The organism is Methylosinus sp. RM1 (assembly GCF_011378635.1).
Lineage (GTDB): Bacteria > Pseudomonadota > Alphaproteobacteria > Rhizobiales > Beijerinckiaceae > Methylosinus > Methylosinus sporium.
The window spans coordinates 1-14350 of sequence record NZ_WOVC01000022.1; the positions used below are offsets into that span (position 1 = coordinate 1).

The 14350-nt window shown below is 64.4% G+C and carries 11 protein-coding genes and 2 tRNA genes; 7 read left to right on the top strand and 6 right to left on the bottom strand.

Annotation, left to right across the window (positions count from 1 at the left end; genetic code table 11):
- Nucleotides 1–227: 227 nt before the first annotated feature.
- Nucleotides 228–303: transfer RNA gene (locus FMZ75_RS14545), tRNA-Glu, on the bottom strand.
- Nucleotides 304–459: 156 nt separating this feature from the next.
- On the opposite strand from FMZ75_RS14545, the gene FMZ75_RS14550 reads away from it, so the two are divergent.
- Nucleotides 460–2310: an ABC-F family ATP-binding cassette domain-containing protein gene (locus FMZ75_RS14550; RefSeq protein WP_166143794.1), complete on the top strand. Its 1851-nt coding sequence runs from the start codon at nucleotides 460–462 to the stop codon at nucleotides 2308–2310.
- Nucleotides 2311–2320: 10 nt separating this feature from the next.
- Here FMZ75_RS14550 and FMZ75_RS14555 read toward each other — a convergent pair whose 3' ends face one another.
- Complete coding sequence (locus FMZ75_RS14555) at nucleotides 2321–2647, bottom strand: GNAT family N-acetyltransferase (protein WP_166143797.1); 327 nt, start codon at nucleotides 2645–2647, stop codon at nucleotides 2321–2323.
- A 235-nt stretch (nucleotides 2648–2882) separates the two neighbouring features.
- On the opposite strand from FMZ75_RS14555, the gene FMZ75_RS14560 reads away from it, so the two are divergent.
- Together FMZ75_RS14560 and FMZ75_RS14565 are read left to right on the top strand one after the other, a co-directional pair.
- Complete coding sequence (locus FMZ75_RS14560) at nucleotides 2883–4184, top strand: lipoprotein-releasing ABC transporter permease subunit (RefSeq protein WP_166143799.1); 1302 nt, start codon at nucleotides 2883–2885, stop codon at nucleotides 4182–4184.
- A 5-nt stretch (nucleotides 4185–4189) separates the two neighbouring features.
- Nucleotides 4190–4867: an ABC transporter ATP-binding protein gene (locus FMZ75_RS14565; protein WP_142862564.1), complete on the top strand. Its 678-nt coding sequence runs from the start codon at nucleotides 4190–4192 to the stop codon at nucleotides 4865–4867.
- Between the two features lie 50 nt (nucleotides 4868–4917).
- Here FMZ75_RS14565 and FMZ75_RS14570 read toward each other — a convergent pair whose 3' ends face one another.
- Complete coding sequence (locus FMZ75_RS14570) at nucleotides 4918–5487, bottom strand: hypothetical protein (protein WP_142862563.1); 570 nt, start codon at nucleotides 5485–5487, stop codon at nucleotides 4918–4920.
- Nucleotides 5488–5954: 467 nt separating this feature from the next.
- Here FMZ75_RS14570 and FMZ75_RS14575 point away from each other — a divergent pair, with 467 nt between their 5' ends.
- Nucleotides 5955–6704 (top strand): enoyl-CoA hydratase, encoded by a 750-nt coding sequence (locus FMZ75_RS14575; RefSeq protein ID WP_166143801.1) that lies wholly within the window; start codon nucleotides 5955–5957, stop codon nucleotides 6702–6704.
- A gap of 62 nt (nucleotides 6705–6766) precedes the next feature.
- Here FMZ75_RS14575 and FMZ75_RS14580 read toward each other — a convergent pair whose 3' ends face one another.
- The 3 genes from FMZ75_RS14580 to FMZ75_RS14590 form a co-directional block, all read right to left on the bottom strand.
- Entirely contained in the window at nucleotides 6767–9073 is a 2307-nt protein-coding gene (locus FMZ75_RS14580; protein WP_166143803.1) for a bifunctional diguanylate cyclase/phosphodiesterase, read from the bottom strand.
- Nucleotides 9074–9127: 54 nt separating this feature from the next.
- Nucleotides 9128–10024 carry a crotonase/enoyl-CoA hydratase family protein gene (locus tag FMZ75_RS14585; RefSeq protein WP_166143805.1) on the bottom strand — a complete coding sequence of 299 codons (897 nt, stop codon included), beginning with the start codon at nucleotides 10022–10024 and terminating at the stop codon, nucleotides 9128–9130.
- A gap of 234 nt (nucleotides 10025–10258) precedes the next feature.
- A complete protein-coding gene (locus FMZ75_RS14590) occupies nucleotides 10259–11641 on the bottom strand; it encodes a multicopper oxidase family protein (protein WP_166143807.1) in 1383 nt (460 codons plus the stop codon).
- 287 nt (nucleotides 11642–11928) lie between these two features.
- On the opposite strand from FMZ75_RS14590, the gene FMZ75_RS14595 reads away from it, so the two are divergent.
- The 3 genes from FMZ75_RS14595 to FMZ75_RS14605 all read left to right on the top strand — a co-directional run bounded on the left by FMZ75_RS14595 (nucleotide 11929) and on the right by FMZ75_RS14605 (nucleotide 14335).
- Nucleotides 11929–12013: transfer RNA gene (locus FMZ75_RS14595), tRNA-Leu, on the top strand.
- Between the two features lie 76 nt (nucleotides 12014–12089).
- A complete protein-coding gene (gene tig, locus FMZ75_RS14600; RefSeq protein ID WP_166143809.1) occupies nucleotides 12090–13454 on the top strand; it encodes a trigger factor in 1365 nt (454 codons plus the stop codon).
- Between the two features lie 245 nt (nucleotides 13455–13699).
- Nucleotides 13700–14335 carry an ATP-dependent Clp protease proteolytic subunit gene (locus FMZ75_RS14605; RefSeq protein WP_142862557.1) on the top strand — a complete coding sequence of 212 codons (636 nt, stop codon included), beginning with the start codon at nucleotides 13700–13702 and terminating at the stop codon, nucleotides 14333–14335.
- Nucleotides 14336–14350 lie beyond the last annotated feature (15 nt).

Genomic DNA, 14350 nt, shown 5'->3' on the forward strand with positions numbered 1-14350 from the left:
GGAGAATCGCCGGTGGCCGCCGCAAGCCGCTCGCTCGCTACGGCGCTATGAAAAGCGCGCGTCGCAAGCGGCTTGCTCCCGAGCTGCTACACCACCGGTGGGGGCACGACCATCGACCCGGCGCAAACCCCGATTTGGGACGCCGGCCGCCACGCCGAGATTCACCCGCCTACTCCGGCCGATTCGGACGGCAAAATCCGATGGCGGCTGTAATGCTCGATTTTCATTGGCGCGCCCAACGGGAATCGAACCCGTGTTTTCGCCGTGAAAGGGCGACGTCCTAGGCCTCTAGACGATGGGCGCGGGCTGCGCCGTCCAGCGGGCGGCGCGAAGCGGGCGCAGATATAGAGGGCTGCGCTCGGGCTGACAAGCGTCAAGACGGCCTTCTCACAAGCCGAGCGCGAGGCTTCGGCGGCGCCGACGTTGCACATCGCCGGCAAAGGCCCTAGAGGCGAGGCCATGCTCTCCATTGACGATCTCACTTACAGGCTCGGCGAGAGGCTGCTCTTCGACAAGGCCTCGGTCTTCGTGCCGCCGCGGACGCGCGCGGGCTTCGTCGGCCGCAACGGTGCCGGCAAGACCACGCTGTTCCGAATCATCTGCGGCGAGATCGCCGGCGAGACCGGAACCATCTCCCTGCCCGCCAGACTGAAGATCGGGCGCGTCGAGCAGGAGGCCCCGGGCGGGCCGACGGCGCTGGTCGATTTCGTGCTCGCCGCCGACGTGGAGCGCGCCGATCTGCTGGAGCGCGCCGAGACCGAGACCGACCCGCATGAGATCGCCGAAATCCAGACGCGCCTCGTCGATATAGACGCCCATGCGGCGCCGGCGCGGGCGGCGGCGATTCTCTCCGGCCTCGGCTTCGACGCCGAGGCGCAGCGGCGCCCGCTCTCGGAATTTTCGGGCGGCTGGCGGATGCGCGTCGCCCTCGCCGCGGTGCTGTTCTCGCAGCCGGAGCTGCTGCTGCTCGACGAGCCGACCAATTATCTCGATCTCGAAGGCACGCTCTGGCTCGTCGATTATCTCGCGCATTATCCGGCCAATGTCGTCGTCATCAGCCATGATCGCGATCTGCTGGACGCGGTGGCGACGCATATTCTGCATCTCGAGCGCGGCAAGCTGACGATCTACAAGGGCAATTACAGCTCCTTCGAGGCGCAGCGGCTCGAGGCGCGCGCGCTCGCCGCCAAGGCCGGCAAAAAGCAGGAGGAGCGCCGCCGCGAGCTGCAAGCCTTCGTCGATCGCTTCCGCGCCAAGGCGACCAAGGCGCGTCAGGCGCAGTCACGTCTCAAAATGCTGGCGAAGCTGGGACCGGCCACGGCGGTCGTCGACGACGAGGTGCTGCCGATCTATCTGCCGTCGCCGGAAAAGCCGCTGTCGCCTCCGATTATCGCATTCGAGAATGTGAGCGTCGGCTATGGCGAGCGCACCGTGCTGTCGCGCCTGTCGCTCAGCCTCTCCAATGACGATCGCATCGGATTGCTGGGCTCCAACGGAAACGGCAAATCGACCTTCGCCAAGCTGCTGGCAGGGCGGCTCGAGCCCAAGAGCGGCAATATGGTGCGCGCCGCCAAGCTGGAGGCGGGATTTTTTGCTCAGCATCAGGTCGACGATCTCAACGAGAAGGACTCGCCCTACTCCGTCTTCGCCGCGCTCATGCCCGGCGCGCCCGAGGCGCGCATTCGCGCGCGGGCGGCGCAGACCGGCTTTTCCGGCGCGCGGGCGGACACGAAGGTGGAGCGCCTCTCCGGCGGCGAGAAGGCGCGGCTGCTGCTCGGCGTCGCCTCATTCTACGGGCCGCATCTGCTCATTCTCGACGAGCCGACCAACCATCTCGACATCGACAGCCGCGCCGCGCTGGTCGAGGCGATCAACGCCCATGAGGGCGCGATCGTGCTGGTCTCGCATGATCGCTATTTGCTGGAGGCCTGCGCCGATCGCCTATGGCTCGTCGAAGGCGGCACGGTGAAGGCCTTCGACGGCGATGTCGACGAATATGCGCGATACGTTCTGGCGCGCGCCAATGGCGACGCCCGCGAGCAGCGCAAGGAGGAGGAGCCGCGCGAAAAGCCGCGCCGGGTCGATGGCAAGCGTGACGCCGGCCAGATGCGCCGCAAGCTGGCGGCGACGGAAGAGCGCATGAAAAAGCTCGCAGAGCTATTGGCGCGCGTCGACGCCGCGCTGGCCGATCCGAGCGCGTTTTCACGCAATCCGCAGGAGGCCAATCGCCTCGCCCAGCAGCGGGCCGATCTCGCCTCGGCGCTGGCCGAGGCGGAGGATCAGTGGCTCTCGCTCTCGGACGAAGGCTAGAGCGCCCGCGTCAGGCCGATTTGCGCAGGACCAGTTCGGCGAACTCCGGGTGGCGCGCGATATAATCGGCCACGAAGGAGCATTCGGGAACGACCTTCAGCCCGCGCGCCCGCGCCCATTGCAGCGCGCCGCGGATCAGCTCCGAGGCGGCGCCTTTGCCGCGCAGCGCCGCCGGCGTCTCGGTATGGGTGAAGACGATGGCGCCGGGCGCCATGCGGTAATAGGCGACGGCCGTTCCGTCTTCGAGATCGAGCTCGAAACGATCGAGCTCGACATTGTCGTGGACAGCGCCGTGCGCCTTATGAGCGCTGCTCTTCGCCTGGGCGATCGAACCCATTTCTCGTCTCCTCGATTGCCCACCGCCGATGCCGAGGTGGTGAATGCAGTGCAGCAAATTAAGGGCCAGACGTTAATTTTTCTGGCCTCGGCAGGCTCGGCTCTAGGCCCGCTGTCGGTTTTCCGTCATGCCGGCGACGACCCGCGCCTTCGCCTTCGATTCGCCTCTCTCACATGAGAAACGCCCATTTCTGTGGCGCGCTTGAAAGGCTCGAGCGGATGGGCACAATGCCGAAATGAGCGAATCTACTTTGTCCTCCGTGGTCGAGACCCAGCCGCCGCCGCGCTTGCGCGCCTTCGCGCCCTTCGAATGGATGGTCGCCTTCCGCTATGTGCGGGCGCGGCGCGCCAATGGCTTCGTCTCGGTGATCGCCGGCTTCTCCTTTCTCGGCATCATGCTGGGCGTGGCGACGCTCATCGTCGTCATGTCGGTGATGAACGGCTTTCACCGCGAGCTGATGGACAAGATCGTCGGCATAGACGGCCACGCCTTCGTGCAGGCGGCCGAGCGGCCGCTGACCGATTGGGCCGAGGTCACGGCGCGGATGCAGCGCCTGCCCGGCGTCAAGCTCGTCGCGCCCATGGTCGAAGGCGCGGCCGGCGTCTCCTCCCCCTATGGGCAGTCGGGCGCGCTGGTGCGCGGCATACGCGAGCAGGACATTCTGCGTCTGCCGGGCCTCGCCGGCAATGTGAAGGACGGGACGTTCCAGGGCTTCGACAGCGCCGGCGGCGTCGCCATCGGCCAGCGCCTCGCCGAGACACTCGGCGTGCGCGTCGGCGACAATATCAGCATTCTCATCGCCAAGGGCGCATCGACGCCTTTCGGCGTCGCGCCGCGCATAAAAGCCTATCCGGTGACGGCGATCTTCCAGATCGGCATGTCGGAATATGACCGCGTCTTCGTCTACATGCCCTTCGCCGAGTCGCAGCTCTTCTTCAATCACGAGAATGAGGCGACGGTGATCGAGGCCTTTCTCGACGCGCCGGACGCCGTGGACAAGTTCCGCGCCGACATAGACGCCAATATCGATCGGCCGATGATGCTCACCGACTGGCGGCAGCGCAACAAAACTTTCTTCGACACGCTGCAGGTCGAGAGCAATGTGATGTTCATCATATTGACGCTGATCGTGCTGGTGGCGGCGCTCAACATCATCTCCGGCCTCACCATGCTGGTGAAGGACAAATCCTCGGACATCGCCATTCTGCGCACAATGGGCGCGACGCGCGGCGCAGTGCTGCGCATCTTCCTCATCATCGGCGCGTCCATCGGCGTCGTCGGCGACATCGCCGGCTTTCTGCTGGGATTGACGCTCGCCAAAAATCTCGACACGATCCGGCTGCTGCTCAACAAGCTGATGCACGCCAATCTGTTTCCCGCGGAGCTCTATTTTCTGTCGCGCCTGCCCTCGATCGTCGAGCCGCGCGAGGTGGCGCTCGTCGTCGTCATGACGCTCGTGCTCGCCATTCTCGCCTCCATCTATCCTGCCTGGAAAGCGGCGAGCCTCGATCCGATCGACGCCCTGCGCCACGAGTGAGGCCCATGACAGTTCTCGAGCTTTCCGGCGTCGCCCGCCATTATCGCGAAGGCGACGGGCGTCTGGACATTCTCATCGGCGCCGATCTCACGCTCGCGGCCGGCGAGACGGTGGCGCTGATCGCGCCTTCGGGCGCCGGCAAATCCACTCTGCTGCATATCGCCGGCCTGCTGGAGCGCGCCGACGATGGCGAGGTGCTCATCACCGGGCTGGCGACCTCCGACATGAGCGATAATGAGCGCACCAGCCTGCGCCGCTCGACGATCGGCTTCGTCTATCAGTTCCACCATCTTCTGCCGGAATTCACCGCGCTCGAGAATGTCGCGCTGCCGCAGGCGATCAACGGGCTGGATCGTCGCGAAGCGGAGCGGCGCGCCACGGAATTGCTCGATTATCTACGGCTCGGAGCCCGGGCGAAGCACTCGCCCTCGCAGCTGTCGGGCGGCGAGCAGCAGCGCGTCGCCATCGCCCGCGCGGTCGCCAATGCGCCCCAATTGCTGCTCGCAGACGAGCCGACCGGCAATCTCGATCCGCGCACCGCGGAGCATGTCTTCGCGACATTGATGACGCTGGCGCGCAACACCGGCCTCGCCGCGCTGGTGGCGACGCATAACCTCGATCTCGCCGATCAGATGGATCGCCGGATCACGCTCAGCGACGGCCGTTTGGTGGAACTCGCCTGAAGCGTTCCGGCCGGGCGCTCGCCCGACCGGAGCTTTCGCGCCGATCGAAGTCAGGCGGACTTCTTTTTCTTGTCGATGAAGCTGCTCTTGTACCAGAGCCCGAAGCCGACGAGGCCGAGCGCGGCGAAGAACACGGCGATAATGATGTTCTTGTCCTCGGTCGTGCCGACCGCGAAGGGGAAGCGCGAGACATATTCACGCCCGTCGTCGGCCTTGGCTTTCACCAGGCCGATGAAATTGCCCTTCTGAGTGAAATTGTATTCGAAATTCAGCGTGCCCGTGCGGTATTTCTTCGGCGGCACGTAGACTTCCGTGTTCTGCTCCAAATTCTCGTTGTCGTCGCTCTGGCCGACATTGCGAAGAATGCGGATTTCCAGCTCCATGTCGCGCAGCTCGTCCTGCACGGCGTCCAGCACGATGATGGTCGGGCCGACATCGGGAATGTCGTCGCAAAACACCTCGCGTGACTTCAGCGGCTGATAGCCGGTGAAGTTCATCGTATCGGGGCCGATCTTCATGATGCATTGGCCAGTGTCGGAGCTCACGCCGCCATGCGCATGGGCCTCGCCGACCAGTCCGGCCGTCGCCAGGGCAAGAGCGACCAGAAGTCGAAGATTCATCTTTTCTCTCCCTCTCCTTCGTTTTCGCCGCTTCTGCGAGCGGCTGCAGCACTCTCGCCGAGAGTGGCGTCGATGACCGCGCTGCGACTCGGCCCGGGCGGCCGAATGTCGCTCCCGGCTTTTAGCACACACTGTCATCGAGATAGGGACGAAGTTTTCGTCTGCGAACCCGAGCGCGGGAAAATGCCGCGGCCACGCCGCGACAGCCGACGCCGATGAGGCGTCCGGCTTCGCCCTTTTTCGTCGCCGTTCGCGCGTAATCCGCTCTTTCGGGCGGGACTTCCAACGGTCGAGCACCCGTCTAGCGGCAAAAAGTCGCAGCCTGCTCAGTCGGCGCGAATCCTTGGAGTACGTACGTAAATTTCGGACCGAAGCGTTAACCATAACCGAAGACGCAGCCGAAATTTCTTTAAAAATTTAAGTAATCCGGTAAGAATTATGAAACCTTTCGAGATAGGAGACGAAACATGAATGCGGTTGTTTCGAAGAACGACATCACCTCCGCTGTCGCTGCCGAGACTTATGTTTCACCTTCCGACTTTTCGGATCCGCTGGATTTCATCCGCCAGCGCTCGTCGCTGGAAATCCATCGCATGGATGAGCTCGATACGATCCTCGTGAGCAAACTCGCTTGCGGTTTCGATCGCGACAGCATCGACGGGCTGGCCTTGTTGCTCCGGAGAATTTCGGAGGGCCATCTGCCGGGCCTGAAATATCTGGTTTTCGACTTTGCGCATTGCGACGACGCTCGCGCTGTCGCGGCGGACGGCTTCGACGAGCTGGCGTCGGCGACGGCGCGCCTCATCCTCGACGCTCCGGTGATCTCAATCGCATGGGCAAGAACCTATCTGAACGGAGCGGATCTCGACTTTGCCCTCTCCTGCTCGATGCTGGTGGCCGATCGCTACGCGCGCTTCTGCTTCGAGGCCGATCTCGCCTCGGCGGTCGGCGTCTATGGCGCGCTGGCGCAGAAGCTCGGCTTCGTGAAAGCGGAGCGGCTCATGGAAAATAGCGAGATACTGACCGCCGAGCAGATGCAGGAGCTCTGCCTCGTCAAGCACATCGTCGAAAATGGCGAGGGCCTCATGGGAGCGGAGAGCTATGTGCGGCAATGCGGGCGCCGCTACAATTCCTCCTACAGCATGTTTCGCGCGCAGCGCATCAGCGCGCCGCCAGTGCGTCGGCAGACGACGACGGCGGCGAGCCGGCGCGTCTGAGACGACGACCAGACAAACGGCAGGCGCCCGCATTTCGTGGGGCGCCTGCGGCCTAACCTCGGTCAGGCGACGACCTTCAATTTGCCGCCGCGCGAAACGCCGGCGAAGAGCAGAGCCAGCTCCGCCTGCGGCTTCGCCATACTGAACAAAAACCCCTGCATCAGATGGACGTTCTTCGCGAGAAGGAGCGCCCTCTGCTCATTCGTCTCGACTCCCTCCGCCACGAGGTCGATCCCGAGCTCGGCGGTCAGCAGCGAGACCGCGCCGATGATCGCCTGCGTCTTGCTCGAAGCGCTCAGATCCGAGACGAAGCTGCGGTCGAGCTTCACCTTGTCGACCGGAAAACGATTTAGATAGCCGAGGCTGCTGAAACCCGTTCCAAAATCGTCGAGCGACAAGCGGACGCCGAGCGCGCGCAGACCCGCGATCTTGTCGGCGGCGTCCTCCGTATCCTGCATGAGCGTGGATTCGGTGATTTCGATCTCGAGCCGGCTCGGCTCCAATCCAGCGACGTCGAGCGCGTTGCGGACCTTGTCGATCAAATCGGGCTGCTGAAACTGCCGCGACGAGAAATTCACCGCGACGCGCGCCTCGGACGGCCACAGATGCGCGTCCCGACAGGCCCGGCGCAGCACCCATTCGCCGAGCTCGACGATCATGCCGGTCTCCTCGGCGATCGGAATGAAGGCGGAGGGCGACACATAACCCAATTGCGGATGGCGCCAGCGCGTCAGGGCCTCGCAGGTGGACACCGATTGATCGCGGGCGTCGAAGATCGGCTGATAATGAACCTCGAGCGCCTCGGTCCGCAGCGCCTCGCGCAATTCGCGCTCGATGCGCCGCTTGCTAACCAGCGCATCCTCCATCGCCGTATCGAACCAGAGCGCCTGCCGTCGTCCGGCCGCCTTGGAATTATACATTGCGAGATCGCCGCATTTCAAAAGGCCCTCGGCCGTGCTCGCGTCCCGCGGCGCGACGCAGAGGCCGACGCTCGCGCCGATCACGATCGTATGTCCTTCGACGACATAGGGGCGGCCGATCGCCTCTATGGCGCGGCGCGCCAACGCGTCCGCAGGCGGCGTCTCTATGGTGGGATGCATGAGAATGCAGAATTCGTCGCCGCCGAAGCGCGCCACCATATCGACGGACCGAACGCATTCGCGCAGACGTTCGGCGACCGCGCACAAGAGCCGATCGCCGATCGTGTGGCCGAGCGTGTCATTGACCTCCTTGAACTGATCGAGGTCGATGCACAAGAGCGCGAGGCTCAATCCGCGTTTGCGAATGTGCCGAAGATCCCGCTCCAGCCGCTGCTGAAACTGGAAGCGATTGGCCAATCCGGTCAGCGTGTCGAAATGGGCGATCCGCTCGATCTCGCGCGCGGCGCGTCTTTGCTCGGTCACATCCTCGACCACTGTGACGAAAGCCCCATTGTCGGCCGGCTCGCAGCGGAAATCGAAGATTCGCGCGCCGATCTCGCGCGAGAAGACGTCGGTGCGCGAAAGCGACGTGCGCGACGTCCATTGCTCCAGGAAAATTCGCGCATCCTCGCGCGACATTTTCGTGCTGTCGCCGATCATGTCCGTCAGCGCTGCGAGGTCCTTCGGCATATTCTGCGGGTCGAGGCCGAAGAAATCGTACATGCGCCGATTGACGACAGTGAGCGACTTGTCCGCGCGGCCCATGCACAGACCATGCGTCATGCTGTTCAAGGCGGATTTGAAGCGGCGCCGCTGCGTATCGGCGTCGCGTCCGTTGCGCAGAGCCGATTCGAGATTCCCGTGAAGGAATTTCGTCGTCGAGCGCAGCGAGACCATGACGAGGACGAAGATAGAGGCGAGCCCCCAATAACGCAGATCGTCGTGCATGAGGGCCGCAACCGTCAGCGGCGTGCAGAGACCGATCATCTGCGCATAGACGATCCTCGGACTGCCGGCGTTGCGTCCAGCCAGCATTCCGACGCCGCTCATCATGATCACTATGCCGTAATAGCCGCCGATCTCGTCATGGTGCTCCGAAAATAGAATCGCGACGCTGACGCCGACGGCGGTCATGAAGCCGACGCCGCCGATCCCGTAGCGGATCTCCCAGAGCTGCGCGTCGCGACGGCGGATATCGCGCGGCGTCATCGTGTGGGAATAAAGGACGTAGAGCCGGTATGCGGCAAAACACATCATGACGATCGTCAGAACGACATAGACCTCGCGCCCGGTCATCAGCCAGGCGCTCACCGGCGCGATCAGTCCCCCGACCAGGCCAGCCGCGAATGAGCCGGGCGTTCCGAAAAGCGTGTCCACGAGGTCGCGATAAATCTCCTCGCGCGCTTCGCAAGCCTCTGTGTCGTTCGCATTTACGTTCGACGCCCGCATGAAACCGTCTTTCGAGTTGAGCGCCGCGGACGGACTCCGAACGGCGGCGCGCAATTATGCCGATTTCGTCTTCTGGCCAGAGAGGCGCCCCTGGGCGGCGACCAATCTCTCCATATGACGCAAATCCGGCTCTCCGATCGAAAACGAGCAATCCACCCACAAGTCGACGACGCGCAAAAGCTCTTCGCGCGTGATCGGAAAACACGAACGACGCAGGTCTGCGAGCGCCCGGCGCCGCAGCCAACGCTCCTCGCCGCCCTCGCACATCCAAGCGAGCGTGGTCTCCCGCAGGCCCCCGTCCGGCGCCAGCACGTCGACGACGCCGAGCTCGTGCATTTTTACCGCAGTGTGAGCGGCGCCGGTCGCGATGATCTGCTCGCCCAGCGCCACCCCTAGCCGACGCTTCAAGAAGCTCACGGCCCCCATGCCGGGAAAAGTATTGAAGGCGACCTCCGGAACGCCGAGCTTGGCGCTCTCCTCGGCGATCAGGAAGTCGGTCGCCATCGCGCCCTCGAATCCGCCTCCGAAGCATTGGCCGCGGACGGCGGCGAGGGTCACGATCGGCAATCCGAGCGCGGAGGTCAGCCCATACATCACGTCGATGCAGACATAGGCGTAGGTCCGCAGACTATCTCTGTCGCGCTTGCGGACGGCGGCCGCAAAGGTGGCGAGATCGCCGCCCAGGCTGAAAACCGCCGGCTTGTTCGAGCTCATCACGAAATAGCGGATCGGCCACTGCGCGCCGCAGGGCGCATTGACGAGCTCCTTCAGCGATTCGCGCAGAGCGACTGCTTCCAGAAGCATCTTCAGCGTATAGCAATGCGGAGCAGTTTCTTTATAGCTCATCCAAACGGATCGGCTCTCGACCTCGTAGCCGACGTCGAGAGTCTCGAACTCCCAATCTGGGAACTCGCGCGGATTTCGGCGTTCATGCTCGAAGGCTGCCGTCATGGCCTTTTCCGGGATTGATTTCGCAAGTCGACGTCTATCGCGCCCCGCCGGGAGCTCATCCTTTTCGACCAGCCCGATCTCACTGCCATTATATGCTATTAATCGAGACGGGTTATCGTAGAGTTACCCCGATCATCGCGAAAGTCCTCGATCTGCTCGCTTTTCGGAGCGCGACGACATTATTCCGCGATATTGCATGGGGCCGCGGCGACGCGCAACCGACAAGGCTCGCGCTCACTTGACCTCGAACCAAGCGGCGAGCCCGGCCGCCTCATGCTCGAGAATATCGTCATGGACCGCCCATTTGCCGGGACTGTCGGCGACGAAGGCGACATGCTTGGTCTTGCCCGGCGGCACGACGACGCCATTGCGCCAATAAGGCTCCCATCCATCGTCGAGGTCATGCAGAAGGCGCACGCAATGGCCGTGCACATGCATGACGACCGGGACCGCGGCGCGATTGACGAAGCCGAGCGTCACCGGGCTCCCGCGCTTCACCTGGAACAAGGGCGGCCCGCCATAGGCCTTGCTCGCCGCGCCATTGATGCGCCAGCCGGACCCCGGCGACGCCGGCGGCTCAATCAGCAGATCGACCTTCTTGGCCGCTTGCAGCTTGATCTCTGTGGGCAGCAGCGGATTTTGCGGCGCCGCCGCTATTGGCGGGCGAGCCGGCGCCGCGGCGCCGCGCGTGGTGAAGATCGCGAGATCGCGATCGGCCTCGTCGACCCCGCGCAAGACGAGCTTGGCGACTGCGTTCTCGGCCCGCGGTAGATCGAACATCAGCTCGAAGCGCGCGCCCGGCGCGGCGGGGATCGTGCGCCGCACTGGCTCGAAAGCGTCGCAGGGCTGGCTGTCCACGGCGACGACGAAAGGCTGAATATTCTCGAAGCCGACGAACATGATTCGCGCATTGGCGAGATTGGCCAAGCGCAGACGGATGCGCGCGCCGGGCGAAAAATCGCGGCGCGCCGGCGCCGGAGCGCCGTCTACGGCGACCAGAGTTCCGATGCGCCCGGCCCCGCCCGCCGCGGCGGCCGCGCCGAAATCGCCCTCGATCACGCCATTTTTGTCGAGTCGCCAATCGTCGAGCGCGAGCAGCAGATCGGCGCCGGATTCGAGCGGCTTCAGCGATGACTTGGGCTCATCGACCACGAGAAGCCCCTTCAGTCCGCGGCCGCAGAGTTCCGGCGTCGCGCCGAAAACCGAGGGGCGGTAGCAAAAGAGCCCGGCGTCGAGCGCCCGCCGGCGATAGTCGAATCGCGCGCCGGGCGCGACCTCGGCCTGTGTCAGCGGCGCGACGCCGTCCATGGCGTTGTCGCCGCGCATCCCGTGCCAATGAATGGAGAGCGGCGCGTCGAGGCGGTTGACGAGGCCGACCGCGAGCTCCTCTCCCTGCGAAAGGCGCAGCACAGGGCCGGGCGTCTTCCCCTCGAAACCCCATATTTCCGTCGCATGGGCGTGGTCCGGCAGCAGGCGCGCCGTCCCCTTGCGCGCCTCCAGCGTCGTGAGCCCGGCCATCTTGGTCCCGGCGACGGGCGGCTCGGCGCGGGCGTCGAGCGAGACGAGGGTCGCGGCGACCGAGCCCAAAAATGCGCGGCGTGAACAATTGAACGGCATGGGGGCTCCGATTCTCGCCGCCGCATATGGCCAGACCGGCGCGCGGCTTTCAACCGAGAAGCGGTTAGCATCCATCCGATGACATTTTCTTTAGCGCCGGCGGCGCGTCGTGCTATAGAGCCCACCGCCTGAGCCGGCGCGTGGCGGCGTTCGCGCGTCGACGCCGACGTTTCGAAGCCGGCGTTCGATTGTCGCCGCGACGTTTCGACGCCGTTTGGCTCGTGGCTTCGGTCCTTTGGCGTTGCGCCCGCGAGCCGGCGGCTCGTCGGGCGTTTGCGCGTCGGGGCGCGGGCGTGGCGGAACTGGTAGACGCGCCGGATTTAGGTTCCGGTGATGCAAGTCGTGGGGGTTCGACTCCCTCCGCCCGCACCATCCGACGCGCGCCGGCGGCAGAGATATTTTCCCGGCGCACGCCGGACTGGTCGAGATTCGAGAAGGCGAAAACGACATGCAGGTGACGCAGACCCTGTCGCAGGGCTTGAAACACGAGTTCAAAGTGGTGCTTCCGGCCGGCGACCTCGCCGCCAAGCTCGAGTCGCAGCTTGTCGAGCTGCGCGGCAAGGCGCAGATCAAGGGCTTCCGCCCCGGCAAGGCGCCGATCTCCTATCTCAAGAAGATCTACGGCAAAGGCATAATGAGCGAGGTCCTGCAGGAGGCCGTCAACGAGGCCAATCGCAAGATCGTCGAGGACAATAGCCTGCGCGTCGCCATGGAGCCGCGGCTCGATTTCCCCACCGATCAGGCCGAGGTCGAGAAGGCGCTCGAGGCCGAGGGCGATTTCTCCTATTCCGTCGCCTTCGAGGTGCTGCCGGCGATCGAGCTCGGCGGCTTCGACGACATCGCCATCGAGCGTCCCATCGCCGAGGTCTCGGAGGAGGAGGTCCAGAAGGCGATCTCCGATCTCGCCGACCGCATCCGCGAATATGAGGATAAGGAAGGCGCCGCCGCCAAGGGCGACCGCGTCACCATAGACTTCACCGGCAAGCTCGACGGCGAGCCCTTCGAGGGCGGCACGGGCGGCGATGTGAATTTGGTGCTCGGCTCGGGCTCCTTCATCCCCGGCTTCGAGGAGCAGCTCGAGGGCGCGGCCAAGGACGAGCAGCGCGTCGTCAAGGTGAAGTTCCCGGAGGATTACGGCGTATCGACGCTCGCCGGCCGCGACGCCGAGTTCGACGTGACCGTCAAGGCCGTCGCCGGCCCGAAGGAGCTGCCGATCGACGACGCTTTCGCCAGCAAATACGGCTTCGAATCGCTCGCCGAGCTGACCTTCGCCGTGCGCGGCAATCTCGAGGCGGATTACGCCAAGGCCTCGCGCGCCAAGCTGAAGCGCTCGCTGCTCGACGCTCTCGACAAGAAATACAGCTTCGAGCTGCCCGATGGCCTCGTCGCCCAGGAGTTCGACACGATCTGGAACCAGCTCGAGGCAGAGCGCAAGCGCTCCGGCAAGAGCTTCGAGGACGAGAACACGACGGAAGAGGCGGCGCGCGAGGAATATCGCAAGATCGCCGAGCGCCGCGTGCGTCTCGGCCTGGTGCTGGCCGAGATCGGCCAGGGCGCCGGCGTCACCGTCGAGGACAAGGACGTCACCGATGCGCTGGTCGAGCGCGTGCGCGCCTTCCCCGGCCGCGAGAAGCAGGTGTGGGACTATTACCGCAACAACCCGCAGGCGCTCGCCCAGATTCGCGCCCCCCTCTATGAGGAGCGCGTCGTCGACCATCTGGTCGCCAAGATCAGCGTCACCGACAAGACCGTGACCAAGGAAGAGCTGCTGGCCGCCGAAGAAGACGACGATCTGGCCCAGCCCGCCGTCTGATCCGGCCCGCCGACCCGGGGCCCTTAAGGGTGGCCCCGGGGTTTCCGCCCGCCCCTTTTGCGGTTTGTGTCTGGACGGCCTGCCGCAATATGCTACCAACGAGTCAAAAGCTGGCTCGTGGCTTTCGCTCCAAATCGGGAGAAAGACGGCGGGTCGAAGAGGCCGCCGCGAGGCCGGGAGCGCCATGCCCCCGCCGCGCGGGGCCCGGTTCGCAGGCCAGTCAAATCTAAAAAAGGCGCAAACAGATGCGTGATCCGATCGACGTCTACAACCAATATCTGATCCCCCAGGTGATCGAGAACACGAGCCGCGGCGAACGCGGCTTCGATATCTATTCGCGCCTGCTGCGCGAGCGAATCATCTTTTTGACCGGCCAGGTCGAGGACCATATGGCCTCGGTCATCATCGCCCAGCTCCTCTTCCTCGAGGCGGAAAATCCCAAGCGCGAGATTTTTCTCTACATCAACTCGCCGGGCGGCGTGGTGACCTCCGGTCTCGCCATCTACGACACGATGCAATACATCAAGCCCAAAGTGGCGACGCTCTGCATTGGCCAAGCGGCCTCCATGGGCTCGCTGCTGCTCTGCGCCGGCGAGGCCGGCAACCGCATCGCTCTGCCCAACGCCCGCATCATGGTCCATCAGCCTTCGGGCGGCTTCCAGGGCCAGGCCTCGGATATCCTCCGCCATGCGGAGGATATTATGAAGATCAAGCGGCGTCTCAACGAAATCTACGTCAAGCACACCGGCCGGGACTATGACACGATCGAGCAGACGCTCGATCGCGATCACTTCATGTCCGCCGAAGAGGCCAAGGAATTCGGCATCGTCGACCGGGTGGAGATCAACCATCCGGACGATCCGACCGAGACCAAGGCCTGAGGAAGACCAAATCCC